The following is a 23,144-nucleotide window of genomic DNA, read 5'->3' as shown; positions in this document are numbered from 1 at the left end:
CTAAAGCATTGCAGGAAGACGCTTCCGTTTGGCAACGAATGATCGAGAAAAATTCCCAACTACAAAGCTCGACACTTGGCACTCTCGTAGGAATTCTTTCGAAGCACGGCATAGGCGGAGCCGATCTTCAATATTTGAAATGGGTCAAGGAAAAACGAGACTTCTTTATCCATCGATTTTTTCACGACGAACCCTAGCCCGGTGATCTTTCGGAAGTCGCCATCAGGGTGTTGTCCCGGCGGCTGCTCTATCTTGAAGTGATCTTCTGCCGAGCAACCGATCGAATTTGGAAAATTTTCTGCCGAGCTGGTTTGATGGAATATCACGACTTGGGGGAAAATGGCGCGGTAATGATGAATGTCGGCGTTCTCGACGGTGGTGACGCTTGGTTGAAAGAACTCGCGATTGCCGAAGTGTCGAGACACGCACAGAAACGTCGTGACCAAAAAAGGGAACCTCCTGACTAATAGGTCCGTGGTTGATGGACTAAGATTGTAGCGATCCTACAATGACATAGCGGTGCCCAACTTCATCCTCCCTGGCGCGCCAACCTTCTCAAGGGTTACGCCAGCACGGCCCCTTCACCGAACCGAACCGGAAGCACATTGGAAGCGAGCGGATCGAAATGGCCTAACCGGCCGCCCCGCTCGACAAGGAAGCGCCGGACGCCTTCGGCCACGCTCTCCAGGTTGCGGATGCGCTCGGCCGCCTCGGCGGCGTTCTCGGCCGACTGCTCATCGTTATAAGGTGTTGATCCGAATTCGGTCGGGAGGCATGATCGTCAAAACAATCTGTCGGAATCGATTTACCGCGAGCCGCTCCCTCCGCGAAAAATCCTAAAATGCATATCCGGATCGACGACCTGCTGTCAGCGTTGGGTGTCTGGCGATGAGAAAGCCGGTAGTCGGCATGATCGGGACTTCGCACCGTGTCGAGGACCGATTTGAGGTGCAGATGATCAGCGAGCGGAACCTGCGGGCGGTTGCGCAGGTCGCCGGCGCGCTGCCGCTGATGTTCGCGGGCTGTCCGGAGATTACCGAGATCGGAGCGTTGCTCGATGTGGTCGACGGTGTCGTGCTGGCGGGTGCGCGCGCCAACGTCCATCCGAGCCGTTTCCGCGCCGAGCCGAATCCGCGGCATGAGCCTTACGACGTCAACCGCGACGGTCTCGCATTGTCGTTGGCGGAAGCCTGCGTAACCCGCGGCGTCCCGATTTTCGGCATCTGCCGCGGCGTCCAGGAGATGAACGTCGCATTCGGCGGCTCGCTGCATCCGGAGATTCGCGAATTGCCGGGACGCCTGAATCATCGGATGGCGCGACTTGAGAACGGCGAGATTCATCCGGATATGACCGTGGTGTTCGCTGACCGTCACGAGGTCCGTCTCGTCCAGGGCGGGGTGTTCGCGCGCTTGCTCGGCCGCGAGACCATCCGCGTCAATTCGCTGCACGGCCAAGCCATCCTCGAACCCGGCGAGCGCGTCGTCGTCGAGGGCGTGGCCGAGGACGGCACCATCGAGGCGGTCCGCATCGCGGATGCGCCGGCGTTCGCGCTCGGTGTGCAATGGCACGCCGAATACGATCCGCAGCGCAATCCGATCAACCGGGCGCTGTTCGAAGCGTTCGGCGAGGCGCTGCTTGTGCGGCGGCGCGCGGCCTGATCGCGAACGCTGCGCGACGGCGGATCGGGGTCGGATGGGCGCTCTAAGCTATTGAGTGGTCGCATTTCCTCACGGTGAACCGGTTTCCACTTCACCGGGAAATGCTCTAACGCCTATTCCAGATCGACGCGGAACGGTCGGCCTTCGATCGTCATGTTGCCGGGCCCCATCACGTCGAGCGCGCGCAGCATCCGTCCCTCGCGGCCCAGTGCCTTGTCCGCCAGCGCCACGATCAGGCGGTTCGGTTGCGCGATCGGCGAAGCCGCGCGGATTTGCCGTGCGATGGTGATCTCGTCGCGATGCGGATTGAGCGCGCAGGCAGCGGTGAAAGCGCTCGCGGACGAGCGGCTGATTCCGGCGTAGCAATGCACGACCAGCGGCGCCTTGCGATCCCAGCCGCGCACGAAGGCGAGAAGCTGCAGGATATGGCCGTCGTTCGGCGCGATGAAGCCGTCCGCGGGTTCGTCGATGTCGTCCATCGACACCTTCAGATGATTGGCTTCGAGAACGGACGTCGGACGTCGCACCTGATCGACGTTGGCCATCACGGTGAGGATATGACTGGCGCCCGTGGTTCTCACGGTTTCGGCAAGTGCGGCAAGCGAGCAGACGTGGATCATGGTGTCCTTGGTCTTTCTGGAAGATTATAAGCCCGCGCTCGCGGGGACGAAAGGCGGTCCGCGTACCGAAACGCCGATGCGATTCCGATATGTTGAGCGGGATGTGCGCGGAAAACCGCTACACACTTTTCCTCATCCCGCCCTAGCAGTGCAGGCTCCTGAACCGCGCCAGGAACCGCTTCTCGGCCTTGCCTGCTGGCCACGGCGTCAGATAGTCGTCGATCATCGCCGCCGGCAGGCCGGGATCGCTGCCGAACAGCCGTCGGGCCTCTGGCTCAGAGAAACCAGCGAGATGGGTCGCTTCGAGATAGGCCGCGCCTATGTCGGCATCCTTGATCTGCTGTTCGATGTCGGCGGGCAGCGCCGGCGGCAGTCCGAAGCGGATGTGGATCGCCGACAACAGCCGCTTCTCCACCACCTTGTAGGAACCGCCGATCACCGCCTTGAACGGCGAGATCATGTCGCCGATGACATATTCCGGCGCGTCGTGCAGCAGCGCCGCCAGCCGCACCCGGATATCGATGCGCGGCGCGTGCTCGCGCATCACGGCCTCGACCAGCAGCGTGTGCTGCGCGACCGAGAAAATGTGCGCGCCGCGGGTCTGGCCGTTCCATCGCGCGACCCGGGCGAGGCCATGCGCGATATCGGCGACCTCGATGTCGAGCGGCGAGGGATCGAGCAGGTCGAGCCGCCGGCCGGACAGCATCCGCTGCCAGGCGCGCGTCGCGGTTTTCGGGGCGGCCCGTGCGGTCATTTCGTCTTGAAACGCGGCTTGCGCGTCTGCTTGCCGCATGTCTCATGGCAATGGCAGGCCACCAGATGGTCGTTGACCATGCCGGTCGCCTGCATGAAGGCATACACGATCGTGGGCCCGACGAACTTGAATCCGCGCGATGCCAGTTCCTTCGATATCGTGATCGACAGCGCCGTCGAGGCAGGTACGCTCGCCGTGGTCTTGAACCGGTTGACCTTCGGCCTGCCGTCCATGAAGTCCCACAGCAATGCGGAAAAGCCCGGACCCTGCTCCATGATCGCGAGATAGGATTTCGCGCTGGTCACAGTGCCCTCGATTTTCGCCCGATTGCGCACGATGCCGGCATCGTTCATCAGCGCGTGGATCTTGTTCTCGCCGTAGCGGGCGATTGTCTCGGGGTTGAAATCGTCGAAGGCGCGGCGGAAGTTGTCGCGCTTGCGCAAAATCGTGATCCACGACAGGCCAGCCTGAAAGCCGTCGAGGATCAGCTTTTCGAACAGCGCGCGATCGTCGTATTCGGGTATGCCCCACTCGGTGTCGTGATAGGCGAGGTAGAGCGGGTCGTCGCCGGGCCACGGGCAGCGCATCACGCCGTCGGCATGCAGGCGCGCGGATTGCGTCATGCAACGGTCGTCTTCGCCGGGAGCTTCAGGTCGTCCGGATCGGCGACGCGGATCGGAATGCCGCCTGCGGTCAAGGCGATCCCGGCCTCGATCGCGTCCGCGGCGCGATCCAGCCGCAGCAGCGCAAGACCTTGGCTCGCGGCCGACGAGCCCATGGTGCCCACGGACTTGTCCGCCGCGACGATGGCCGTGCCTGCATCCGGCGCGCCATCGTCCAGGAGCACCCGCACAATCCGGCTGCGCGCGGTGCCGCGGTGCTCCATGCGCGAAACCACTTCCTGACCGACATAGCAGCCCTTGTCGAAATCGACGCCGTGCAGCCGGTCCATGTTGGCTTCATGCGGAAAGGCGTCGCCGAACATGAAATCTGTTCCGCCGCTCGGCACACCCGCTGCGATCCGGTGGGCGTCGTAGTCGGCGCTTTCGACCAGTTCGGCGCCTATCACAGTGGCCGCTCGGGTCGCGAGTTCCTCCGGCGCGAGAATGCGCCAGCCGAGCCTGTCGCTACGCGGGTCGGCGAAGGTCAGGTCCGGCTTCATGGCGGGCTCGCCATCCCAGGCCGCCAGCACGCCAAGCGTGCTGGAGATGTTGTCGACCGTGACCTTGGCGCGCAGCTTGTAGAAGCCGAGCTTGGTCGCGAGCGACTGCGCCAGCGACAACGGGCAGTCGATGAGAAAGCCGCCTCCGTGGCCGGGCTGGGCTTCGGTGATGAGGAAATCGAACGTGATCTTGCCCTGCGGCGTCAGCAGCGCGCCGAACCGGCCGAAGCCCGGCTGGATCTTGGTCACGTCCGTGGTCACGAGACCGTTGAGAAAATTGCGGGCGTCGTCGCCGCTGACCTTGACCACTCCCCGGTCGGGAAGAAACGCTGCTTTCATGACACTTCTCTTGGTCTCTTGGCCGGGCGTTGTTCTCTTGTCTGGTCCTTACGCAGTGGCCCGGGGAAACCTGCGTGCCGGATTTCGCTTCGGAACGTAAGCCGCTATGGTGCCGGCAACAAGGTCCGCGTGGCGCCGCGGCGTGCGGAAGAAGCTGTCGGGAACGATGACCAAGACATTTGACGTGATTCTGAGAGCGGGCACCATCGTCAATCAGGACGGCGAGGGGGTCGGCGACATCGCTGTTTCCGGCGGTCGCATCGCTGCCATCGGCGGGCTGGGTCACGCCGACGCGGGCGAGGTGATCGACTGCCGGGGGCTGCATATCCTGCCCGGCGTGATCGACACCCAGGTGCATTTCCGCGAGCCGGGGCTGACGCACAAGGAAGACCTCGAAACCGGCTCGCGCAGCGCCGTGATGGGCGGCGTGACCGCGGTGTTCGAGATGCCGAACACCAATCCGCTGACCGTGACCGAGGAGACTTTCACCGCAAAGGTGAGGGCGGGTCACCACCGGATGCACTGCGACTTCGCTTTCTTCATCGGCGGCACCCGCGACAACGTGCAGGACCTGCCCGAACTGGAGCGCGCGCCGGGTTGCGCCGGCGTCAAGGTGTTCGTCGGATCCTCCACCGGCGCGCTGCTGGTCGAGGACGATGACAGCCTGCGAAAAATCTTCAGGGTGATCCGCCGCCGCGCGTCGTTTCACGCCGAGGACGAATACCGCCTCAACGATCGCAAGGGATTGCGCATCGAGGGCGATCCGCGCTCGCATCCGGTATGGCGCGACGAAACCGCCGCGTTGCTGGCGACGCAGCGGCTGGTCAATCTCGCCCGCGAGACCGGAAAGCGCATTCACGTGCTGCATATCTCGACCCGCGAGGAGATCGAATATCTGCGCGACCACAAGGATGTCGCTTCCTGCGAGGCGACGCCGCATCACCTGACAATGGTCGCGCCCGGATGCTACGAGCGGCTCGGCACGCTGGCGCAAATGAATCCGCCGGTGCGCAATGCCGCTCATCGTGCCGGCATCTGGAACGGCATCAAGCAGGGCATCATCGACGTGCTCGGCTCCGATCACGCCCCGCACACGCTGGAAGAAAAGCGGAAGACCTATCCCGCCTCGCCATCAGGCATGACCGGCGTGCAGACGCTGGTGCCCTTGATGCTGGATCACGTCAATGCGGACCGGTTGTCGCTGGCGCGTTTTGTCGATCTCACCAGTGCCGGGCCGGCGCGGCTGTTCAACATCGCCTGCAAGGGGCGGATCGCGGCGGGCTATGATGCCGACTTCACCGTGGTCGATCTCAAGCGGAGCGAGACCATCACCAACAAGTGGATGGCGTCGCGCGCGGGATGGACGCCCTATGACGGTGTCGAGGTGACGGGCTGGCCGGTCGGCACTTTCGTGCGCGGCCGCCGCGTGATGTGGCAGGGCGAGCTGGCGACGGCATCCACGGGCGAACCGGTGCGCTTTCTGGAGACGCTGAAACCGTAGGGTGCCGGACCGGGGGTTTATTGCCTCGCCAGCGCGATCGAGAACTCGCCATTGCGGACGCGGCCCGCAAGACCTTCGACGAACTTCGCCACGGCGTCCTCGCCATAGGTGCTGACGAGTTCCGCGAAAGCCGCGAACAGGCTAGCCTGCGCCAGACAATCGCCGTCGACGCCGTCGTGCCGCGCCTCGGCCCACGCTTCGTTGAGGTAACTTAGCGCAGCCTGTTTCTGCTCCTGATCGGGCAGCGAATCGCGGGCCGGGCTGAATGCAAATGGCTGGCGCATGAAAATTCCGGGCGTTGACGAAACAGAAGGGCTTAACGACCGTGGTCTAGCATGCGAATCGGGGCCGGACAGCCAGTTCTTTAGGAAAGGTTAACGCGGCTTTTCGCATTTGACGTGGAATCCGGGAGGTATTCGGCGGAAATCGAAAACAAACCTCGGCTCCGAGTCTGGAATGTGCGGCAAGCCGCGGCTCAGTTTGCGTATCTGGCGGTCAGGTCGCGGGAAATCTTCGCGCCTTCCTCGATATACCGGCGGATCGCGACATTCGCGGCCGGCGTGCATACCCGGTAGGTCTGCTGGAACCCGTTATAGCCGCGGTTGAAGCCCGCGATCATTCTGGCGCGGCGCTCGCCGGAAGGCGTCTCGGCGTCGATCAGGGCCTGCATTTCATTGCGCCATTTCGCGCCTTCGTTGGCGCCGCAGATGCCGCGAAGATAGTGCAGTGTGCCGAGGATCTCGGCCAGCCGTTGCAGGTCACCGTCGAACGGCGCAGCCCCCTCCTGCGCGCGCGCGGGCAGCGCGCAACAGATTGCAGTCACCAGAACAACGGCAAAAACCGATTTGCGCATAAAGGGGTCCAGAATCCGCCGTGATATGCCTTTTCAATGCGATGGAAGCAAGGCAGAGCGTTCAGCGCCGGGCACGCCGCGGCTCAAACCCCGACAAGCCGCCGCGCCGAATCGATGATGGTTTGCAGTCCCTCGGTGAGCCCAAGATCGTCCGGCAGTTCCGGGACGACCCAACGGAAGGCGTCGAGTTCGTCGTTGAGGACCGGCTCGCCGGCGACCCAGCGCGCCGCGAACGACATTACCAGGTAATGTCCGTGGCCGGGTTGGGCTGGAATCACCTCCCGCCAGCCCGCGAGACCGACAATCTCGACCGTGAGCCCGGCTTCCTCCGCCACCTCGCGATGCAGCGCCTCGGCCATGGTCTCGCCGAATTCGACGCGCCCGCCGGGCAGGGAATGCAAGCCCTTGCCGGGCGGCCGGGCGCGGCGCACCAGCAGAACCTTGCCGTCGCGAAAGATCGCGGCGCTGACGGCGAGCTGGGGTCTTTGAGAAGGCGCAGGCGGAACCGGCGGCATTAGAGCATGATCCCGAAAAGTGGAAACCGGTTTTCGGACAAGATCATGCTCAATCAAAAGGGTAAGGACTAGAGTCTGATTCAACGCAGTTGGATCAGACTCTAGAGCGTCGGGCGATCATTTGGAATCGCGGCGGATTCACAAACGAGGCTCAAGGTGATTCAAAGTCTGCGGGGGTGATTTGCCATGCCGCATCCTTTGTCGAACGATCTGCGTGAGCGTGTTGTTGCCTATGTCGAGGCGGGGAACTCGTGCCATGGGGCTGCTGCCCGTTTTGGGACTTCGGTATCTTTTGCGGTGAACCTGATGCGGCGCTGGCGGGAGACGGGTCGGGTCGATCCGCGTCCGCGTGGCGGGTTCCGGCATGGCAAACTCGGTCAGCACCGCGACTTCATTCTTGCGACAGTCGCGGCCGAGAGCGACATCACCATGCCTGAACTGGCGGAAAAACTCGCCAAGGCCAAGGGCGTCAAAGCAGACCCGTCGAACCTGTCGAAGTTCTTGATCGCCTGCGGGCTCAGCTTCAAAAAAAACTCTGCGGGCCAGCGAACAAGACAGGCCTGAACTGGTCAAGGCTCGGGCCGAATGGAAAGCAGGCCGCCAGCCCATCATGCGCAAGCAGCGCGAGCGGCTGATCTTCATTGACGAAACCGGCACCACCACCAAGATGGTTCGCCAGCGTGGACGATCGCTGAAAGGAACGCGGCTGAACAGCAAGGCTCCATTCGGTCACTGGGGAACGCAGACCTTCGTAGCAGGCCTCAAGTGCGATGGCCTCGTCGCCCCCTGGGTTATCGATGCCCCAATGAACCGGATCATCTTCGAGACCTATGTCGACACCCAACTCGCGCCCGCCCTCAGGCCCGGTGATGTCGTCATCCTGGATAATCTCTCCAGCCACAAGAGCGAGAAGGCCGAAAAAGCCATCCGCGCACGGGGCGCGTGGCTCCTGTTCCTGCCGCCCTACAGCCCGGATCTCAATCCCATCGAAATGGCCTTCGCAAAACTGAAAGCTCATCTGCGAGCCGCCGCAGCCAGAACCATCGACGCTCTCTGGAAAGCCATCGGCAACATCTGCGCGCTCTTCTCTCCGCAAGAGTGCTCAAACTACTTCAAAGCCGCAGGATACGGATTCAATTGACTACCCGAGGCTCTAGTGGCTCATAATATAATCGATGTCGGCTTCGTCACCCCGCCCGTTGATGACGCCGCCGGCCCGTGCGACCAGCGGCTTGACCCAGCCGGACGCCTCGATCGCCAGCGCTGCGCGGGTCTTGTCCTGACGGACTTGCTGCATCGCCGAAGCCACGGCGGTCAGGATGGAGGTCATGGTGGCAGTCAGCTTGTCGAATTTGGCGCGAATGTCGGGGGCGGCCTGCTCATAGGCCTCGATCGCGAGATCGCGCGCCTTGAAGTTCGAGGCCATGAAATGCTCCCGATAGGTCAAGGGTTGCCAGCTCAGAAAATCCTCGGCGCATTCGGGCATGTCCGGAATCATCTCGAGCAGCATGATGGCTTCGTTGAAATGATTGAGATAGTCGGTCGCGAGGCCGGTTCGCGGGTTGATGTTGGCGGCCGACAGCATGGCCGCTCTCGCGGCCCTGTTCAGGTCGGTCTGCGTCGCGATCGCCGGAGAGAGGGATGATTCGTCGGCCGTCGATGTCATTCGTTCCAGTGTTGGACTCCGGGATTAAAACGGATTGAATGTCTCACCAGTTTGGATGACGAAATGTGCGGACGCTACGTGATCCTGTCACCTCCGGAGGCGATGCGTCAGGCTTTTGGCTACGCCGAACAGCCGAATTTCCCGCCACGGTACAATATTGCGCCGACTCAGCCGGTTCCGGTGGTCGTCCGCGAGAATGGCGCCCGGCATTTCCGCCTGATGCGATGGGGCCTGATTCCGGCCTGGGTCAAGGATCCCCGGCAGTTCGCCCTCGTCATCAACGCCCGCGCCGAGACGGTGCTGGACAAGCCGGCTTTCAAAAATGCGATGAAACGGCGCCGCTGCCTGCTGCCAGTCGACGGATACTACGAATGGCATCAATCGGAGGAACGCAAGCGGCCGTTCTTCATCCGGCCGCGCAACGGCGGGTTGATCGCCTTCGCGGGGCTTTCCGAGACCTGGGTCGGGCCGAACGGCGAGGAGCTTGATACCGTCGCCATCGTCACCACGGCGGCGCGCGGCGGTCTTGCGACCCTGCATTCGCGGGCGCCGGTGACGATCGCGTCTGGGGATTACGCGCGCTGGCTCGACGGCGATGCCACCGACGCGGGAGCGGCCATGCTGTCGCTGCGCGCGCCGGAGGACGGCGAATTCGTCTGGCATGAGGTGTCGACACGCGTGAACCGTGTCGCCAACGACGACGCGCAACTGCTGCTGCCGATCTCCGAGGAGCAGGCGGAAGCCGAGGCGCCGAAGGTGTCGAAGAATGCCGCGGCTCGCAAGGCTGCGCCCGCAGCCTCCGACGACGGGCAGGGGTCCCTGTTTTGACGCGCCAGTAACGAATTGAGGTCAGATCAGCTTCCCCGTCATTGCGAGCGAAGCGAATCCAGGAGCCACTTCGAAAGACTGGATTGCTTCGTCGCTTGCGCTCCTCGCAATGACGATGATTCAAACTCATTTCATCCCGCGCTATCATGCGTCGGCTCGCAGTTGTCGAGCCATGTCGCGAACACAGCGCCGGCAAACGGGGTCACAGCACCTTGCCCGGATTCATGATGCCGAGAGGATCGAGCAGCGCCTTGATGCCTCGCATCAATTCGATCGCCGTCCTGTCCTTGACGTCGGGCAGGTCATCGCGCTTCAGCACGCCGATACCGTGCTCGGCGGAAATCGAGCCGCCCATCCGCAGCACGATGGCGAAGACGACGGCATTGACCTCGTGCCATCGATCGAGAAATTCCTGCGCCGTCATCCTGCTCACGGGCTGGCTGATGTTGTAGTGGATGTTGCCGTCGCCGAGGTGGCCGAACGGGACCGGACGCGCGCCCGGAACGAGCTTCGCGACAGCGGCATCGGCCTCGGCGAGGAAGGCGGGCACGGCGGCGACCGGCACCGAGATGTCGTGCTTGATCGAGCCGCCCTCCCGCTTCTGCGCCGGCGGGATCGTCTCGCGCAGTTTCCAGAACGCCGCGCGCTGTTGAAGACTGGCCGCGATCGCCGCATCCTCGACGATGCCGTCCGCCATGCCGCGCCCGAGAATGGCCTCCAGCATGGCGCGGGCATCGTCGCGCGACGACGAGATTTCCATCAGCACGTACCAGGGATGGCGGTTTTGCAGGGGATCGCGGATGTCGGAGCCATGCTTGACGCAGATGTCGACGCAGATCTCGGCGAGCAGCTCGAAGCTGGTCAGGCTGCCTGCGGCTTCGGCCTGAGAAACAGCCAGCAGTTTCAGGGCATCGGCCGGCGATGTCAGGCCGACAAAGGCGGTTTCCACCGCGCGCGGTCTTGGAAACAGTTTCAGCACCGCAGCGGTGATGATGCCGAGCGTGCCCTCGGCGCCGACGAACAGGTTGCGCAGGTCGTAGCCGGTATTGTCCTTTTTCAGCTTCGACAGGCCGCTGAGGATGCGGCCGTCGGCCAACACCACTTCGAGACCGAGCGCCAGGTCGCGCGCCACGCCGAACGTCAGCGCACCGGTGCCGCCGGCATTGGTCGAGAGATTGCCGCCGATGGTGCAGCTTCCCTCGGCGGCGAGCGACAGGGGAAACAAGCGATCGACCTCGCTGGCGCGGCGCTGGACGGTCTGTAGCACCGCGCCGGCCTCGACCGTCATGGTGTTCGATGCGGTATCGATCTCGCGGATTTTGTCCATCCGCCGCATCGAGATCACCACCTCGCCGTTGTGCGGCGTCTGTCCGCCGACGAGACCGGTGTTGCCGCCCTGCGGCACCAGCGCGATCCGGTGTTCGGTCGCGAGCTTGCAGATCGCGGACACCTCCGCGGTCGATGCGGGGCGCAGCACCAGCGGGGAGCGGCCATGGAACAGGTTGCGCTCCTCGGTGAGGTATTGCGCCAGCTCGCTGGCGTCGGTCACCGCGTATTTGTCGCCGACGATGGCCGCAAAGCGCGCGATCAGATCGGGCGACAGCGGCGGCAGCGCGGTTTTTGGCGGAGCGATAGTCATGAAGCGATAGTCATGGAGCGTCCGTTGTCCGATGGCTTTGGACGATATGCCGATCAGCCTTGCGTCGCGGCGGCGCGGCGCAGCCGGTCGTTGATGGCTTCCCCGAGTCCGTCGTCGGGAACCGGCATCACCGCGATGGTCCGCGCGCCGCTGGCGTCGAGGGCGCGAAGATAGCCGAAAAGATTGGCCGCGGCCTCCTTGAGATCGCCGCGCTCGGACAGATTCATCACGGCGGCCGCGGTGTCGATGCCCGCCAGATCGACTGGGCCGAAGGCCAGCAGCGCCTCGCCGCGCGTAAGGCTCGCGGCATTGAGCCGCACCCTGGCGCGCGGCGCGTAGTGCGAGGCAAGCATCCCCGACGCCAGCGGTTGTCCATCGGCCGCGCCGGGATAGTGCGGCGCCAGCGCGCTGCCGAGCACGCGCTCGATGTCGGCGCGCGGAATTCCGCCGGGACGCAGCAACGTCGGGGACTCGAAACAGCCGACGATGGTGGATTCGACGCCGACCTCGACCGGTCCGCCATCGACGATGAGGTCGATCCGCCCCGCGAGATCGCTTTGCACATGCGCCGCCGTCGTCGGTGAGACATGGCCGGACAGGTTGGCGGACGGCGCGACGACCGCGCCGCCGAATCCGCGCAGGATATCGCGCGCTACCGGATGGGCGGGAACCCGCAGCGCGATGGTGTCGAGGCCCGCGGTGGCAAGATCGGCCACCGGGCAGCGTGGGGCCTTCGGCAGCACCAGCGTCAGCGGGCCCGGCCAGAACGCGCTGGCGAGCGCGAGGGCCGTTGCATCGAACCGGGCGATCCGTTGCGCGGCCGCGAGATCGCCGACATGGGCGATCAGCGGATTGAATGCGGGCCTGCCCTTGGCCCGGTAGAGCCGCGCGACGGCTTCCGCATTGGCCGCGTCGGCGCCGAGTCCGTAGACCGTCTCGGTCGGGAACGCGACCAGCCCGCCGTCTCGAAGGGTCCGCACGGCTGTCGCCGTCGCGGCCTCGCCGGCCGGTCGAATCTGCGTTGTCAGGTCCACAGTCATGGGATTCGGTTCTCGATTCAGGCTTCTTGCGGTGCGCGAAACCCAGGGTTATAAGCCGCGTCTTGTCGGAGTGTGGCTCAGCCCGGTAGAGCACTGCGTTCGGGACGCAGGGGTCGCAGGTTCGAATCCTGCCACTCCGACCATTATTTCAATGGCTTGCGCGGCCTCGCGGAAGCTCCAGACCGCGCTCTTCTGCCCCATTTGCACGCAAAATGCACGCACCGTCTCGCCGCCGCGGGACGCAGCCATGTCGCCATGTTGGGGGTGGGGACCGACGACCATTATTTCCGCCCCTTCCAGCCCGGCTTGATGGCGTAGGGCTTCACCAGATCCCACTTTTTGGTGTGCTTGTTGACCTCGCGCACGAAGGCCTCGACCGCGGCGATCGCCTCGCTCATGTACTCCGGGGCGTAGGGGTCGATGCCGGAATAGCGCCGGGTCGACTTCTTCTTCGCGACCGGGACATGGCCCAGGAAGATCGAGATCTCGCGTCCAGGCACCTTCGCCACGTTCTCCATGTAGCGGCCCAGCGTGTGCCGGATCGAGGTCGAGTTCACCCGCCTCTGGAGCTTGGCCTTGCTGACCAGGTTGCGCATCGCCGTCTTGATCGACTTCACCGCCTCGCCTCGGTAGGTGACGATCGGGCCGCTCGTGACGGTATCGAGCCAGGGCGCCCATGTCGCCGAGATGCGCATGATCGGCCGAAACTTCTTGGTCTGGATGCGGCCGGCCGGATTCATCTCGAACAGGTTGTGCTGCCAATCTATCTGCTCGGCGACGAGTTCGAGAACGGCTTCGGGCCGCGCGGCGGTGTTGATCTCGGCGATGTTGTAGTCGAGCATGTGGACATCGGAGATCGCATCGAAGAGCTTGGCGACCTCCAGGATCGTGAGCTCGCGCCCACGAAGCTCTTCAGCTTCCATCTCGGCGTCGCCACGGATCTCGGGCACGTTGGGCGCGGCTGGTATCTCCTCGTCTTCGACCGCAAGGTTGAGGGCGGCTCTCAACACGGACCCGATCCGACTGACGTAGCTGAGCGCGTGGCCTTCCCGGAGCAATTCGTCCTGAAAGCTGCGGATATCGCGCTTGCGCAACACGGCGACCGGGATATTGCCGAGTCGGGGGCGCACATAGTTCTCGATCGCGCTGGTGGCGGCTTCGCCGCTCCTGATCTTCGGCACGCGTTCCTTCTTGTAATAGTCGAGAACCTCTCCCGTCAGCGTCATCGGCTTCTTGTCGAGAAACGCTTTGGGGTCGCCGATGATGCCGTGCTTTTCGAGCTGTTCGGCGATCTTTTCCGCATCAACACCGGAGGTCGTATGCAACGTCCGCCGCCGGGTCTGACGCGCTTCCTCGTCGAACCAGCTAACGTAATAAATGGCGGCGAGCCGATCCCGAACGAGCCAGTAGAATCCGTAGGCCTTCGGAAGACGTTCGAAACGATGACCACGGCGACGGGTTCGGGGGGATTTGACCATTAGCGCGGCGCCCCCGGCGGCTCGTTCGAGTACAGCAACGACAGCACGGCCTCGCGGGGAAATCGGAAAACGCGCAGACCGCGGACGAACGGGAGCTCACCGCGACGGGCCATGCGGCGAACGGTTTCCCGAGAGACCCGCAGCAAGCTTGCGACGTCGTCAATCGTCAGGAATGCGGGGAGCACGGGTTCCATTATGAGGCCTATTCACCGGCCTCGAAGTCGGCCTCGTCGAACGTGCAGCTCAGGACGTCGTCGTCCTCGTTCGCGCCGTCGTGGTCGAGAGCCCGCGCGCTCCAGCTGCTCAACACATTCATGTCGGTGCGCTGCACGTACTTGCAGTAGCGATCGTCGAAGTCGGAGAGCGGCAACCAGGTCCACTTGCCGTCGAAGAGGATCGCGTTGCCGTCGGGGTGAACCGCTTTGCAGGGGATGACATCCCACTCGGCGATACGCACCGACCACGGCAACGCCTCGATCTCGATCCATGTCGGCCGACCGTAAAGCCGGTCGCGATGGTTGAGCAGCCAGCAGGCATGGCGGGCAGACGGCGGGGCCTTCAACAACTGCATGATCTCGTCGTGGCGCAGATGTCGCATCGCGTGATGAACGCGGCCGAGCCGCCAGCCGATGTAGTCCAGCAGGTTCGGGTTCTCCTGGCCGATGACGATCTCATTGATGTCGCCAAGCAGGAACGGCAGGTCGTCCTCGACGACTTCGACGCACGGTTGGCCAAGTTCCGAGTACGTCGAGATCGCTGCATTGAGCGACCTCCGGTAGTCGAACACGATGATCTTGACCGAATCCAGCTTGGTGGGATCGCAGATCCAACGGCGATCCCACGGCGGAGATTGGCGTTGCCGCAAAATATGCCCAGCCATCGCCGCCGGGCCCTGGCCCAACGCCAAATAGCAAACTTCGGTCTGCTCACCGAAAACGAAGCTGAGCGCCTCGTTGTCAAGGACGGCCGCGAGGTTCTCCGCGGGAATATCGACGTGGCGCGTCCTGCTGAGCCAGTTTGTAGTGTCGCCGTTCATTGACGTAATTGGTCCTTTCGTAAAGGCTATATACGGCAGACACCCGTATATTACAAGCGGACGGTCGAGGCTATCCAGCAGGGGACCGAATATTCAGCTACTATCGGCCCGATTCAGGCCGGGTCGGATGAGATTACGGTATTCACTTACCGGTAAGGTGCCGCTTTGGAAAAAAGACGCTTGAGCAGAAGGGGGGCGCCACGTGGTCAGGGAGCTGGGCGCCCAGGGGTTACCGCTTGGGCTGAAGTGGCCGAAAACGTGCGCGAGGAGATGCGGCACAGTCCGAACAAGGACCTTGTGACGGCATTTCGGCGTGTTTCGATTAACTGGCCCAGTCGAGGCCTGCCTAATGCCAAGGAGCGAACCATTCGGAATTGGATCTCCGCTCTGGAGAATATCGAGCGCATCGAAGACGACACCTCCGATGAATACGTCGACTATGTCAGACGTCTGCGTACGGTGCCGGTCGCGGCGGCTGAATTGGTTGCTAGGTGGCATCGATACGACGCGCTCAAGGCTTTGAAGGCCGCGCGCGTGATCGTGGGTGGGCGATGGTCCGTCGAGCAATTGCGTGAGGCGGAAAAGAACGCGCGCGCAAAAAACGCTGGGTACGCCCGTGGCCGCCAATATGCGCATAGGCTTGAGGGCCAAGTACGCAAATGGGCGACGCTGCATTTGACGCCCGATTTCAAGCGGCTGGAAAAGCCGCCTAGTGACGATCCGGCCGATATCCTTTTCGTAAGGGAAAATGACCCGAATGCGCTCGCGGCTGTCGTGATTTTTGGTCCCTATAGTTACGCCAGGGAGTATGATAGCCGATTAGGCTCGTTCATGGGGATAGTGGCGGGGTTGGCAGCTTATTGCGAGCGGGTGCTTGCGATAGTTCCTGACGAAAGCATCCGATATTGGCGGTGGCTGCATCAGCGCAAATTAGAGGGCGCCGGCATCGAGTTTTTTGCGGTCCACCATCGAGGCAAGGATTTCGATCCTCTGGAGATCAGCCGCCCGTCGGCCACCGAGTTGGTGTCCTCTGAAGATGAGGGGTAGGACTCCCCCGTTACTCCGAAGGCAACGCGCGGAGCGTGCGGCTGCACGCGGCAGGTTGCGACTGCACACGGCAAAACGCCGCCGAGCCCGCGCACCCGTTTTCCTACCGTGAAGCATTGGAACGTCAGGCTGACAACCTGAAGGTCATAGGTTCAAATCCTATCCCCGCAACCAAGATTTGATAGCGATATCAGTGAATTAGCCCGCCTCTGGCGGGCTTTTTCATGTGTTGTCGGCCAATTCACGCCGTCCTTCAAGATTACCAAGCATTACCAAGGGTTTTTGCCAATTCCGCCAACCGTTACGATCCGTTTCCACTTACTCCATGTGACATGCTTGGCACATGAAAAGGCGCAGATGTTCGATCCCTGAATCGCCGGTGCGCTATAGCGAGCACCTGACCGGCGACGGCCAAGAGATGTTCGCACACGCCGCGAAGCTCAACTGGGAAGGCATCGTCTCGAAGAACGCCGCCGCGACGTACCGCTCGGACCGCAACGAGGGGTGGCTCAAGGTCAAGACCGCGCAGCGGGGCACCCGTCATCGGGTTCGTAAAGGACCCGACCGGCGTTGCAGCCCTCTACCTCGGCAAGCGCCGAGGCAAAGAGCTGGTCTATATGGGCAAGGTCGGCACCGGCTGACCGCGCCTCCAGACGAGGCCCTGCGGCTGCAGCGCCCACTCCCGGACGGCTCGCTCCGGATCGTTGCCCGCGGCGTCAAGGAAGATGCAGCCGAGTCCGCGACGTGACCGACGAAGACGAGGATAGCCAGGCCGGTCCCCCCGAGCCAACGGAAGATCATCCACGTCGATATGGATTCTTTTTACGCGTCGGTCGAACAGCGGGACAATCCCGATCTTCGTGGCAAACCGGTCGCGGTCGGCGGATCCCGCGAGCACGGTGTCGTGGCGGCTGCAAGCTACGAAGCCCGCAAGTTCGGCGTCAGGTCGGCTATGCCGTCGGTCACCGCGAAGCGACAATGCCCGGACCTCATCTTCGTGAAACCGCGCTTCGAGATCTACAAGGCTGTCTCGCAGCAGACCCGCGAAATCTTCGCCGAGCACACGCCGATCATCGAACCGCTATCGCTCGACGAGGCTTACCTGGACGTCACGGAAAACCTGCAAGGAATTCCGCTGGCGCGCGATGTCGCTAACCGAAGCCTGTTTAAAGGCTTCAACGCAAACGCGGCTTCGTCTTGCGCCGCGCGTACCAAGCCGCCATGGCGACGACGAGCCAGGCGATCGACGCTGCGACGAAGGCGACGAAAACGCTGGCTTTGACCACGATGCAGAAGACAAGCGCGAAGGCTAACATCCCAAGCGCGCCAAGCGCGGCGCCGGCCGCGTCCAGCGCCGCCGCTTCCTGTCCGCGCCGACGACCGTCGAGGCCTTCTTCGTTCTTCCGACGAATTTCGTGTTTCTCAATCAGCGTGGCGCTGGCGCAGAAGATAACCGGAAGAGCCAGGAACAAACCGCCGACAGATGCTCCATAACGGCTGCTGACGAGACCGGTAACTACGGTCGCGGCGCCACCGAGCGCGAAGCGGACCAGATATTCATAAGGACGCCCTTCGCGCAGCGATGAAAACGAGATGCGGACCGGAGTCACGTTCCACCTCCGAACATCGCCAACAGGCCGAAGGCTACGATCAGCCAAACGACAAGCGAGATCAGCGTGGCCGGCATTGCCGTTAAGGGCGACCGGATGAGGGTCTGACAGACCACGACGCTATAGATGGCAAGCGCGATTGCGCCGGCCATCATTGCGCGGCTCTGTAAGGCAGCGTAGCCGGCTCCATGTCGATCAACGGCGATGCCCAGCGTCGCGAGCGCCACTGATGGGGCGGCACTGAACAAACCGGCGAAGCTTTTGGGACGCAGGATGTCCCCGACCATCGCGAATGCCGACACCACTATGCCACCGAGAAAGAAGCGGATGACATATTCACTCATTTCGGCCGCTTCCAAAGCTTCGATAGCGGTCCCGCCTTGCGTTGCCGCACGAAGCTCATAACCGCGCCCTTGCCAGGGCGCCCCAGCCCGGTGGCGCGCTCCGCGTACTCCTCCTTGAGGTCTTCAACAATCGGCATCCTCTTTCTTCTCCATGAGTACGGGCGGGTATCCCGTCCACAGCCGAAGGAACCGCTCCAGAACCGCGCCGAGCGCGAAGCCAGCGAGTACATCCGACGGCCAGTGCGCCAAGATCGCGACTCGAGTGAGAGAAAGGCCCACCGCGATGGCTCGGATCGCTCGCCGCGGTCCGGGCGGCAGGGCGCCAGCTGCGGACGCCAATGCGCCCATATGGAGTGCGTGGCCCGAGGGAAAAGCATCGTCGCGCTTGCCAGAGAACGAAATGCCGTGGACATGCCCCAGCACGGTTCTTCGATCTGGACGAGTCTGATCGAAAATTAGCTTCATACCGTGCGGTAGCAATGAGGAGACCACCGTGACCAACAGCGCATGGTTACCAGCCCGCCGAAGCTGTTCCCCCCCGCCTCGCGAAGCCATCCATCCGATCGCGGCGAGAACTAACAGCACCTTCTCATCTGCCCCCCACGTTAGTGCCCTGGCGATCTCCTCGGGAAGGGGCGTGGCGTGATGAGCGATCGCTTGTGCGATCTCGACATCTGCTTCCGTGGGCTTCACTTCCACGGGAAACGGATGGCTTTGCGTCAAGCCGACGATCTTCGCCAAGGTCGTACGTGTACTCATTTGGGGTCTGCGAATTGATGCTATGCGTCCTCTAAGAACTGACTACTAACGCCTCCCGATTGCGTGGGTTCATTTTTCGGCCAAACTTGATCCCGACCGGCGGCGGCACGGCGCGGCTGATCGGCCTTGTTTGCGGTAAATCCGGCCGCGATCATCGCGACCTGCATCGCCTGCTCCTGAACGAGCGGAACCCGAATGTTTGGCCGAGGATTTTCTCAAGCTCTGGTTTCGGGAATTCGATGGGCTCTTTACCCACCGCGAGCTCGTGTGATCGACTGCACGCTGCGCCGCCGCTGCTTGTTTTCATAAACGCTGTGTCAACCTGGGATGGGCTTCTTCCTATGCCAATGCCACCAAAGCACGGCGCCAACTCCAAGCGCCACGGACACAACTAGAACCACAATCAATGCGGAACTTTCAATCCACGCAATCGCTGGAATGCTCAGGGCCAAGAGGAGTCCGAGAAGGCAGACATGCCAAGAAGCGACATGGATGCCAGCGGTAAACGTACCGAGTGCCAGCAAGGTGAAAATGGCGAGCCCAGTCACATTGGCATTGAGGATCCTCTGCACGCTCGGCAAAAGTATCATGTTCATCACGAGCAGAAATGCGCACCAATGCAATACCTGCGTCCGAACCAACCGCCATCGCGCGTCTTTGTCGGCTGCGCTCTGCCATCCGGTGCCGATACAGATGGCTCCAATCACTACCGCCAGAATCTCCCAATAGACGACAATCGGTTGTTTCAAGAAGCTCGTATAGGCAACGCCGATTATGGTTAGTAGCAGAACGAGACTGTAGGGTAGTTCTTTGATCCAAATACTTGTCCGTCGTGGCTCAACTGACAAAATTTGTAGATCGGGCGATGGCACCTGATGACGGCTTGCGTCCGCGCGCATGGCGTCTACTCCGGATTGAAGGTCATCGCCCATTATGGTCACTTGAGGCCGGACAAGTACCCGCGCCTTTAATGATGTGTCGTATGTCCGATCGTCCGATAGCGGAGGTGCCTCAGGCGCCACCAGTTAGTGCAGAAATCCAAACAGCCAAAGAAGCAGAATGATCGGGAGCGGTATGCCGAGCAACCAAAGAAGAGCGCCCTTGCCCATGTTCTTGCCCTCCTGCGTTCAGAGCTATGGAGCAACAACGAGGGTCCGTTGCCGGTTCCTCATAAACTGCGAATTCCTGGGTCGTGATGGGCATGATCCTTCTCGCACGCTGAGCCTCGTGGTTGGCCGACAGCCGCGATCCCTCGCCCTCCCCGAGGCTGCCCAGAGGATTAGACCCGATGGACCGATGGCAAGAGTTGATGGCCGCTCGGCTCCAAGGCTGCTCCGTCTTTCGACTGAATACCTGCGGGCGGAGGACGCGTCGGGAACCGGTTTCCTTTCGGACCGTTCGTTTGAAGTGCTCTGAAAGGACAGTTTCATTGCGGCTGGACGCGGAAATTGTGCAGACGATCGTTGATCCGAAGGACGCCGCTGAGTTTGCGGGTCTACGGTACGTCTCGGACGCGCGTCCCGGCATTAAACGAAAAAAGGCGGGCACCGGCTTTACCTACTTACGCGCGGACGGCTCTAAGCTGACCGAGCCGGATGTGCTGAACAGGATAAAGTCGCTCGCGATTCCGCCAGCCTGGTCCGATGTCTGGATTTGCCCCTTCAACGACGGCCATATCCAGGCTACGGGGCGAGACGCGAAAGGCCGCAAGCAATACCGCTATCATCCACGTTTTCGCGAAGTGCGCGAAAGCACGAAATACGAGCATGTCGTTGCCTTCGCCGATGCGTTGCCCGGGATCCGGGAAAAAGTGAAAGAGCATATGGCCCAGCGTGGATTGCCGCGCGAAAAGGTGCTGGCGACTATCGTACATCTTTTAGAGACGACGCTGATCAGGGTCGGAAACGACGAATACGCAGAGCAGAACAAGAGCTATGGCCTGACGACGCTCATGAATCGGCATGTCGCCATCAATGGAAATGAGGTGCGCTTCCGCTTTACTGGAAAGAGCGGCAAGCAATGGTCTCTGCGCGTGAAGGATCGCCGCATTGCAAAGATCATAAAGGCATGTCAGGAGCTTCCGGGGCAGGAGTTGCTCCAATATGTCGATGAGGCAGGCGCTTTTCAGGACGTTAGCTCGACCGACGTGAATGCCTATCTTCGGGAAATCACCGGCAAGGACATTACGGCGAAGGATTTTCGCACCTGGGCGGGTACAGTCTTGGCAGCCATGGCGCTTAATGAGCTTGAGAGCTTCGACAGCGCGGCGCAGGCGAAGCGAAATCTCCGCGCCGCCATTGAAAAAGTGTCGGCGAAACTCGGCAACGCACCGACCATTTGCCGGAAATGCTATGTGCATCCGGAAGTGATGAACTCCTATATGGATGGCAATCTCGTGCTTGAGCTTAAAACCAAAGCCGAGAGCGAATTACAGGCCAATGTCGAAAGCCTGAAACCTGAGGAAGCCGCGGTTCTGGCTCTGCTGCGTGGCCGCCTTGCGAAAGAAGCAGAGCGCCCGAAGCAGCGCGCCAAGGCAACCTAGACCTAAGAGCCGATCCAAGAAGATTGGATTCAAGAGCATTGGGTTGAGCGTGTGAGGCGCCTGAGCATGACGCGGATCATGGCGAGGCGGACGAAGGCTGCGACGGTCCTGGTGTAGCACTCAAAATCGCGCATCAGGCGACGATTGCGGCTGATCCAGGCGAAAGTCCGTTCGACGATCCAGCGCTTGGGCAGCACGACGAAGCGATGGAGATCGGAACGCTTGACGATCTCGGTCTTCCAGCATCCCGTCGCGGCGACAGTCTTCGCCATTTTTGGTCCCTGATAGCCGCCATCGGCGAAAATCCGATCGACGAAGGGAAAGCGCCGCCGCGCTCGGCGTAGCAGGTCATGCGCGCCGTCGCGGTCCTCACATGGGGATGTTCGGGTCAAGTAGTAATAGATGCCGTAATGGGCCGGCCTTCGCGAGCATAGCCAGATTGGGTGGCTGTCCCTCAGAATGATGGTGTTGAAACGGAGTCCGAGCGATCGGCTCCAAGCATCATGAGAGGAACAGCCATGGAGCATTATGCGGGAATCGATGTCTCACTGAAAGAGAGCAGCGTGTGCGTTGTGGACGCGACCGGAACGATCGTCTGCGAGGTCAAGATCGCCAGCGAGCCTGAAGCACTGGTCCGCTATTTCGACGAACTGGAATTGCCTGTCAGCCGCATTGGGCTCGAAGCCGGTCCATTGTCGCAATGGCTGCATGCGGGGCTTGTCGCCGCCGGACGCGCTGCCGTGTTGCTGGAGACGCGGCACGTGAAGGCGGGGCTGTCGGCCATGACAGTCAAAACCGACCGGAAAGATGCGCGTGGGATCGCCCAGTTGCTGCGGATGGGATGGTACCGTCCGGTTCACGCCAAATCGGTGACTTGCAAGGATACCCGGGCTCTTCTCGTTGGCCGCAAACTTCTGCAAGGCAAGCTTCTCGACGTCGAACTGAGCATCCGTGGAATCCTGCGCGGTTACGGGCTGAAGGTCGGCGAAGTCAGTCGTGGAAGGTTTGAGGCGCGCATCCGGGAATTGATAGCGGGCCACGCCACTCTGGAGACGGTGATTGGCGCGATGCTGGTGGCGCGGACGGCGTTGTGGTGCGCGTTCACCAAGCTCCATCGCGAGATGCTGAAGATCGCGCGCGCTGATAAGGTCTGCCGGAGATTGATGAGCACACCTGGCGTCGGCGCCTTGGTCGCCCTGACCTATCGCTCGGCGGTGGACGAGCCGATGCGGTTTGGAAAATCCAGTACGGTCGGAGCCTACTTCGGACTTACGCCCAAAAAGTATCAATCCGGCGAGACTGATCGAGATGGCGGTGTCAGCAAGGTCGGCGACGCCATGGTGCGAACGGCGCTGTTTGAAGCGGCGCACATCATGCTGACGCGGGCGACCCGCTTCTCGAGCCTGAAGTGCTGGGCGCTCGACGTGGCGAAACGTCGAGGCATGAAGCGCGCCAAGGTGGCTCTTGCCCGCAAGTTGGGCGTCGTGCTCCATCGCATGTGGGTGGATGCGACCGAGTTCCGTTGGAGCAAGGCTGCCACGGCCGCATAGGAGGTAGAGCAGGTTCGGAGCGAGCCGAAACGGCACCGCTTCTACAGAGGTCCCGTCGCCGGGACGAGAGCTTGGCAAGGTCGTGTGTGATGCTGTGAATGCTTCGGCAGATCACGCTTCTTAGATTGACCTGTCAGCTTAAGGATCTGATGGCATGGTGTGGTGGCCTTCGCGCTGACCACGGACAGAAGCATGATCCTGG

26 protein-coding genes, 1 tRNA gene and 4 pseudogenes are annotated in these 23,144 nt (G+C 62.1%); 10 read left to right on the top strand and 21 right to left on the bottom strand.

Translation table 11 applies throughout. From position 1 onward, the window contains the following. Positions 1 to 59: 59 nt before the first annotated feature. On the bottom strand, positions 60 to 446 hold the full coding sequence (locus NHAM_RS27100; protein ID WP_157043717.1) for a hypothetical protein: 387 nt from the start codon (positions 444 to 446) through the stop codon (positions 60 to 62). 442 nt (positions 447 to 888) lie between these two features. Between NHAM_RS27100 and NHAM_RS20605 the strand changes: the two genes are divergently transcribed. Continuing rightward, the gene (locus tag NHAM_RS20605; RefSeq protein ID WP_011512319.1) at positions 889 to 1,659 is read left to right on the top strand and encodes a gamma-glutamyl-gamma-aminobutyrate hydrolase family protein; all 771 of its coding nucleotides are present in this window, start codon (positions 889 to 891) and stop codon (positions 1,657 to 1,659) included. A 113-nt stretch (positions 1,660 to 1,772) separates the two neighbouring features. Here the strand turns inward: NHAM_RS20605 and NHAM_RS20600 are convergent, their stop codons facing one another. From NHAM_RS20600 to NHAM_RS20585, 4 genes are all read right to left on the bottom strand, one after another. Continuing rightward, entirely contained in the window at positions 1,773 to 2,279 is a 507-nt protein-coding gene (locus NHAM_RS20600) for a tyrosine phosphatase family protein (protein WP_011512318.1), read from the bottom strand. A 142-nt stretch (positions 2,280 to 2,421) separates the two neighbouring features. Beyond that, positions 2,422 to 3,033, bottom strand: a complete 612-nt coding sequence (locus NHAM_RS20595) for a YfbR-like 5'-deoxynucleotidase (RefSeq protein ID WP_011512317.1) — start codon at positions 3,031 to 3,033, stop codon at positions 2,422 to 2,424. Continuing rightward, complete coding sequence (locus NHAM_RS20590; RefSeq protein ID WP_011512316.1) at positions 3,030 to 3,656, bottom strand: DNA-3-methyladenine glycosylase I; 627 nt, start codon at positions 3,654 to 3,656, stop codon at positions 3,030 to 3,032. The genes NHAM_RS20595 and NHAM_RS20590 overlap by 4 nt, the downstream gene beginning before the upstream one ends. Then, positions 3,653 to 4,534, bottom strand: a complete 882-nt coding sequence (locus tag NHAM_RS20585) for a YgfZ/GcvT domain-containing protein (RefSeq protein WP_011512315.1) — start codon at positions 4,532 to 4,534, stop codon at positions 3,653 to 3,655. Before NHAM_RS20585 ends, NHAM_RS20590 begins: the two co-directional genes overlap by 4 nt. 166 nt (positions 4,535 to 4,700) lie before the next feature. Between NHAM_RS20585 and NHAM_RS20580 the strand changes: the two genes are divergently transcribed. Next, on the top strand, positions 4,701 to 6,035 hold the full coding sequence (locus tag NHAM_RS20580; protein ID WP_041359318.1) for a dihydroorotase: 1,335 nt from the start codon (positions 4,701 to 4,703) through the stop codon (positions 6,033 to 6,035). Positions 6,036 to 6,052: 17 nt separating this feature from the next. Here NHAM_RS20580 and NHAM_RS20575 read toward each other — a convergent pair whose 3' ends face one another. The 3 genes from NHAM_RS20575 to NHAM_RS20565 all read right to left on the bottom strand — a co-directional run bounded on the left by NHAM_RS20575 (position 6,053) and on the right by NHAM_RS20565 (position 7,403). Beyond that, on the bottom strand, positions 6,053 to 6,319 hold the full coding sequence (locus NHAM_RS20575) for a hypothetical protein (RefSeq protein WP_011512313.1): 267 nt from the start codon (positions 6,317 to 6,319) through the stop codon (positions 6,053 to 6,055). 191 nt (positions 6,320 to 6,510) lie between these two features. Then, positions 6,511 to 6,888 (bottom strand): TIGR02301 family protein, encoded by a 378-nt coding sequence (locus tag NHAM_RS20570; RefSeq protein WP_011512312.1) that lies wholly within the window; start codon positions 6,886 to 6,888, stop codon positions 6,511 to 6,513. Between the two features lie 83 nt (positions 6,889 to 6,971). After that, a complete protein-coding gene (locus NHAM_RS20565) occupies positions 6,972 to 7,403 on the bottom strand; it encodes an NUDIX hydrolase (RefSeq protein ID WP_011512311.1) in 432 nt (143 codons plus the stop codon). Between the two features lie 186 nt (positions 7,404 to 7,589). Between NHAM_RS20565 and NHAM_RS25455 the strand changes: the two genes are divergently transcribed. Beyond that, positions 7,590 to 8,544 (top strand): IS630 family transposase gene (locus tag NHAM_RS25455; protein ID WP_430707687.1). Its coding sequence is split into 2 segments (ribosomal slippage): positions 7,590 to 7,909 and positions 7,908 to 8,544, totalling 957 coding nucleotides; the frame shifts between segments, so codons are not numbered across the junction. Between the two features lie 12 nt (positions 8,545 to 8,556). Here NHAM_RS25455 and NHAM_RS20550 read toward each other — a convergent pair. Further along, positions 8,557 to 9,069 (bottom strand): hypothetical protein, encoded by a 513-nt coding sequence (locus NHAM_RS20550; protein WP_011512310.1) that lies wholly within the window; start codon positions 9,067 to 9,069, stop codon positions 8,557 to 8,559. A gap of 63 nt (positions 9,070 to 9,132) precedes the next feature. On the opposite strand from NHAM_RS20550, the gene NHAM_RS20545 reads away from it, so the two are divergent. Beyond that, the gene (locus tag NHAM_RS20545) at positions 9,133 to 9,897 is read left to right on the top strand and encodes an SOS response-associated peptidase (RefSeq protein WP_011512309.1); all 765 of its coding nucleotides are present in this window, start codon (positions 9,133 to 9,135) and stop codon (positions 9,895 to 9,897) included. A 202-nt stretch (positions 9,898 to 10,099) separates the two neighbouring features. On the opposite strand, the gene NHAM_RS20540 is transcribed toward NHAM_RS20545, so the two are convergent. After that, entirely contained in the window at positions 10,100 to 11,536 is a 1,437-nt protein-coding gene (locus NHAM_RS20540; protein ID WP_011512308.1) for an FAD-binding oxidoreductase, read from the bottom strand. Between the two features lie 53 nt (positions 11,537 to 11,589). Further along, positions 11,590 to 12,576: an L-threonylcarbamoyladenylate synthase gene (locus tag NHAM_RS20535; protein WP_011512307.1), complete on the bottom strand. Its 987-nt coding sequence runs from the start codon at positions 12,574 to 12,576 to the stop codon at positions 11,590 to 11,592. A 66-nt stretch (positions 12,577 to 12,642) separates the two neighbouring features. Here NHAM_RS20535 and NHAM_RS20530 point away from each other — a divergent pair. Then, positions 12,643 to 12,719, top strand: a tRNA-Pro gene (locus NHAM_RS20530). A 138-nt stretch (positions 12,720 to 12,857) separates the two neighbouring features. Here NHAM_RS20530 and NHAM_RS20525 read toward each other — a convergent pair. Genes NHAM_RS20525 through NHAM_RS20515 form a run of 3 tightly spaced genes read right to left on the bottom strand, consistent with a single transcriptional unit; the run spans position 12,858 to position 15,090 of the window. Continuing rightward, complete coding sequence (locus tag NHAM_RS20525) at positions 12,858 to 14,054, bottom strand: phage-related integrase (protein ID WP_011512306.1); 1,197 nt, start codon at positions 14,052 to 14,054, stop codon at positions 12,858 to 12,860. Continuing rightward, positions 14,054 to 14,248 carry a helix-turn-helix domain-containing protein gene (locus tag NHAM_RS29115; RefSeq protein WP_041358510.1) on the bottom strand — a complete coding sequence of 65 codons (195 nt, stop codon included), beginning with the start codon at positions 14,246 to 14,248 and terminating at the stop codon, positions 14,054 to 14,056. Before NHAM_RS29115 ends, NHAM_RS20525 begins: the two co-directional genes overlap by 1 nt. A gap of 8 nt (positions 14,249 to 14,256) precedes the next feature. Further along, positions 14,257 to 15,090 (bottom strand): hypothetical protein, encoded by an 834-nt coding sequence (locus NHAM_RS20515; protein ID WP_011512305.1) that lies wholly within the window; start codon positions 15,088 to 15,090, stop codon positions 14,257 to 14,259. A 246-nt stretch (positions 15,091 to 15,336) separates the two neighbouring features. Here NHAM_RS20515 and NHAM_RS20510 point away from each other — a divergent pair, with 246 nt between their 5' ends. The 3 genes and pseudogenes from NHAM_RS20510 to NHAM_RS25445 form a co-directional block, all read left to right on the top strand. Then, positions 15,337 to 16,137, top strand: coding sequence for a hypothetical protein (locus NHAM_RS20510; protein ID WP_041358508.1), 801 nt, complete (start codon positions 15,337 to 15,339; stop codon positions 16,135 to 16,137). A 637-nt stretch (positions 16,138 to 16,774) separates the two neighbouring features. Next, positions 16,775 to 16,885 (top strand): annotated as a pseudogene (locus NHAM_RS27095) (SOS response-associated peptidase); the annotation flags it as partial. A 63-nt stretch (positions 16,886 to 16,948) separates the two neighbouring features. Next, positions 16,949 to 17,335 (top strand): annotated as a pseudogene (locus tag NHAM_RS25445) (DNA polymerase IV); the annotation flags it as partial. On the opposite strand, the gene NHAM_RS20495 reads toward NHAM_RS25445, so the two are convergent. The 6 genes and pseudogenes from NHAM_RS20495 to NHAM_RS20480 all read right to left on the bottom strand — a co-directional run bounded on the left by NHAM_RS20495 (position 17,313) and on the right by NHAM_RS20480 (position 19,749). Beyond that, a complete protein-coding gene (locus tag NHAM_RS20495; protein ID WP_011512302.1) occupies positions 17,313 to 17,747 on the bottom strand; it encodes a DUF3147 family protein in 435 nt (144 codons plus the stop codon). The pseudogene NHAM_RS25445 and the gene NHAM_RS20495 overlap by 23 nt on opposite strands. Next, positions 17,744 to 18,091: a DUF3147 family protein gene (locus tag NHAM_RS20490; RefSeq protein WP_011512301.1), complete on the bottom strand. Its 348-nt coding sequence runs from the start codon at positions 18,089 to 18,091 to the stop codon at positions 17,744 to 17,746. The genes NHAM_RS20495 and NHAM_RS20490 overlap by 4 nt, the downstream gene beginning before the upstream one ends. Beyond that, a complete protein-coding gene (locus NHAM_RS27090) occupies positions 18,088 to 18,228 on the bottom strand; it encodes a hypothetical protein (RefSeq protein WP_245269962.1) in 141 nt (46 codons plus the stop codon). The genes NHAM_RS20490 and NHAM_RS27090 overlap by 4 nt, the downstream gene beginning before the upstream one ends. Further along, the gene (locus NHAM_RS20485) at positions 18,215 to 18,850 is read right to left on the bottom strand and encodes a phosphatase PAP2 family protein (protein ID WP_011512300.1); all 636 of its coding nucleotides are present in this window, start codon (positions 18,848 to 18,850) and stop codon (positions 18,215 to 18,217) included. The genes NHAM_RS27090 and NHAM_RS20485 overlap by 14 nt, the downstream gene beginning before the upstream one ends. A gap of 98 nt (positions 18,851 to 18,948) precedes the next feature. After that, a pseudogene (locus tag NHAM_RS29430) lies at positions 18,949 to 19,082 on the bottom strand (hypothetical protein); the annotation flags it as partial. An 85-nt stretch (positions 19,083 to 19,167) separates the two neighbouring features. Beyond that, on the bottom strand, positions 19,168 to 19,749 hold the full coding sequence (locus NHAM_RS20480) for a hypothetical protein (protein ID WP_011512299.1): 582 nt from the start codon (positions 19,747 to 19,749) through the stop codon (positions 19,168 to 19,170). 530 nt (positions 19,750 to 20,279) lie between these two features. Between NHAM_RS20480 and NHAM_RS20475 the strand changes: the two genes are divergently transcribed. Beyond that, positions 20,280 to 21,392, top strand: a complete 1,113-nt coding sequence (locus NHAM_RS20475; protein WP_245269960.1) for a DNA topoisomerase IB — start codon at positions 20,280 to 20,282, stop codon at positions 21,390 to 21,392. A gap of 29 nt (positions 21,393 to 21,421) precedes the next feature. On the opposite strand, the pseudogene NHAM_RS20470 reads toward NHAM_RS20475, so the two are convergent. Next, a pseudogene (locus NHAM_RS20470) lies at positions 21,422 to 21,763 on the bottom strand (transposase); the annotation flags it as partial. A 147-nt stretch (positions 21,764 to 21,910) separates the two neighbouring features. Here NHAM_RS20470 and NHAM_RS20465 point away from each other — a divergent pair. Further along, a complete protein-coding gene (locus NHAM_RS20465; RefSeq protein WP_011512297.1) occupies positions 21,911 to 22,942 on the top strand; it encodes an IS110 family transposase in 1,032 nt (343 codons plus the stop codon). Positions 22,943 to 23,144: the final 202 nt, after the last annotated feature.

It is taken from the genome of Nitrobacter hamburgensis X14, assembly GCF_000013885.1.
GTDB lineage: Bacteria > Pseudomonadota > Alphaproteobacteria > Rhizobiales > Xanthobacteraceae > Nitrobacter > Nitrobacter hamburgensis.
This window is presented reverse-complemented; position numbering and strand designations above follow the sequence as displayed.

Excerpts from the sequence above, each read along its gene's own strand:
- NHAM_RS20540 (WP_011512308.1), bottom strand. The coding sequence starts at position 11,536 with ATGACTATCGCTCCGCCAAAAACCGCGCTGCCGCCGCTGTCGCCCGAT.
- NHAM_RS20585 (WP_011512315.1), bottom strand. The coding sequence starts at position 4,534 with ATGAAAGCAGCGTTTCTTCCCGACCGGGGAGTGGTCAAGGTCAGCGGC.
- NHAM_RS20490 (WP_011512301.1), bottom strand. The coding sequence starts at position 18,091 with ATGAGTGAATATGTCATCCGCTTCTTTCTCGGTGGCATAGTGGTGTCG.
- NHAM_RS20575 (WP_011512313.1), bottom strand. The coding sequence starts at position 6,319 with ATGCGCCAGCCATTTGCATTCAGCCCGGCCCGCGATTCGCTGCCCGAT.
- NHAM_RS27090 (WP_245269962.1), bottom strand. The coding sequence starts at position 18,228 with ATGCCGATTGTTGAAGACCTCAAGGAGGAGTACGCGGAGCGCGCCACC.
- NHAM_RS20515 (WP_011512305.1), bottom strand. The coding sequence starts at position 15,090 with ATGAACGGCGACACTACAAACTGGCTCAGCAGGACGCGCCACGTCGAT.
- NHAM_RS20525 (WP_011512306.1), bottom strand. The coding sequence starts at position 14,054 with ATGGTCAAATCCCCCCGAACCCGTCGCCGTGGTCATCGTTTCGAACGT.
- NHAM_RS20550 (WP_011512310.1), bottom strand. The coding sequence starts at position 9,069 with ATGACATCGACGGCCGACGAATCATCCCTCTCTCCGGCGATCGCGACG.
- NHAM_RS20605 (WP_011512319.1), top strand. The coding sequence starts at position 889 with ATGAGAAAGCCGGTAGTCGGCATGATCGGGACTTCGCACCGTGTCGAG.
- NHAM_RS20600 (WP_011512318.1), bottom strand. The coding sequence starts at position 2,279 with ATGATCCACGTCTGCTCGCTTGCCGCACTTGCCGAAACCGTGAGAACC.
- NHAM_RS20545 (WP_011512309.1), top strand. The coding sequence starts at position 9,133 with ATGTGCGGACGCTACGTGATCCTGTCACCTCCGGAGGCGATGCGTCAG.
- NHAM_RS29115 (WP_041358510.1), bottom strand. The coding sequence starts at position 14,248 with ATGGAACCCGTGCTCCCCGCATTCCTGACGATTGACGACGTCGCAAGC.
- NHAM_RS20580 (WP_041359318.1), top strand. The coding sequence starts at position 4,701 with ATGACCAAGACATTTGACGTGATTCTGAGAGCGGGCACCATCGTCAAT.
- NHAM_RS20595 (WP_011512317.1), bottom strand. The coding sequence starts at position 3,033 with ATGACCGCACGGGCCGCCCCGAAAACCGCGACGCGCGCCTGGCAGCGG.
- NHAM_RS20590 (WP_011512316.1), bottom strand. The coding sequence starts at position 3,656 with ATGACGCAATCCGCGCGCCTGCATGCCGACGGCGTGATGCGCTGCCCG.
- NHAM_RS20465 (WP_011512297.1), top strand. The coding sequence starts at position 21,911 with ATGGAGCATTATGCGGGAATCGATGTCTCACTGAAAGAGAGCAGCGTG.
- NHAM_RS20535 (WP_011512307.1), bottom strand. The coding sequence starts at position 12,576 with ATGACTGTGGACCTGACAACGCAGATTCGACCGGCCGGCGAGGCCGCG.
- NHAM_RS20565 (WP_011512311.1), bottom strand. The coding sequence starts at position 7,403 with ATGCCGCCGGTTCCGCCTGCGCCTTCTCAAAGACCCCAGCTCGCCGTC.
- NHAM_RS20485 (WP_011512300.1), bottom strand. The coding sequence starts at position 18,850 with ATGAGTACACGTACGACCTTGGCGAAGATCGTCGGCTTGACGCAAAGC.
- NHAM_RS20480 (WP_011512299.1), bottom strand. The coding sequence starts at position 19,749 with ATGCGCGCGGACGCAAGCCGTCATCAGGTGCCATCGCCCGATCTACAA.
- NHAM_RS20570 (WP_011512312.1), bottom strand. The coding sequence starts at position 6,888 with ATGCGCAAATCGGTTTTTGCCGTTGTTCTGGTGACTGCAATCTGTTGC.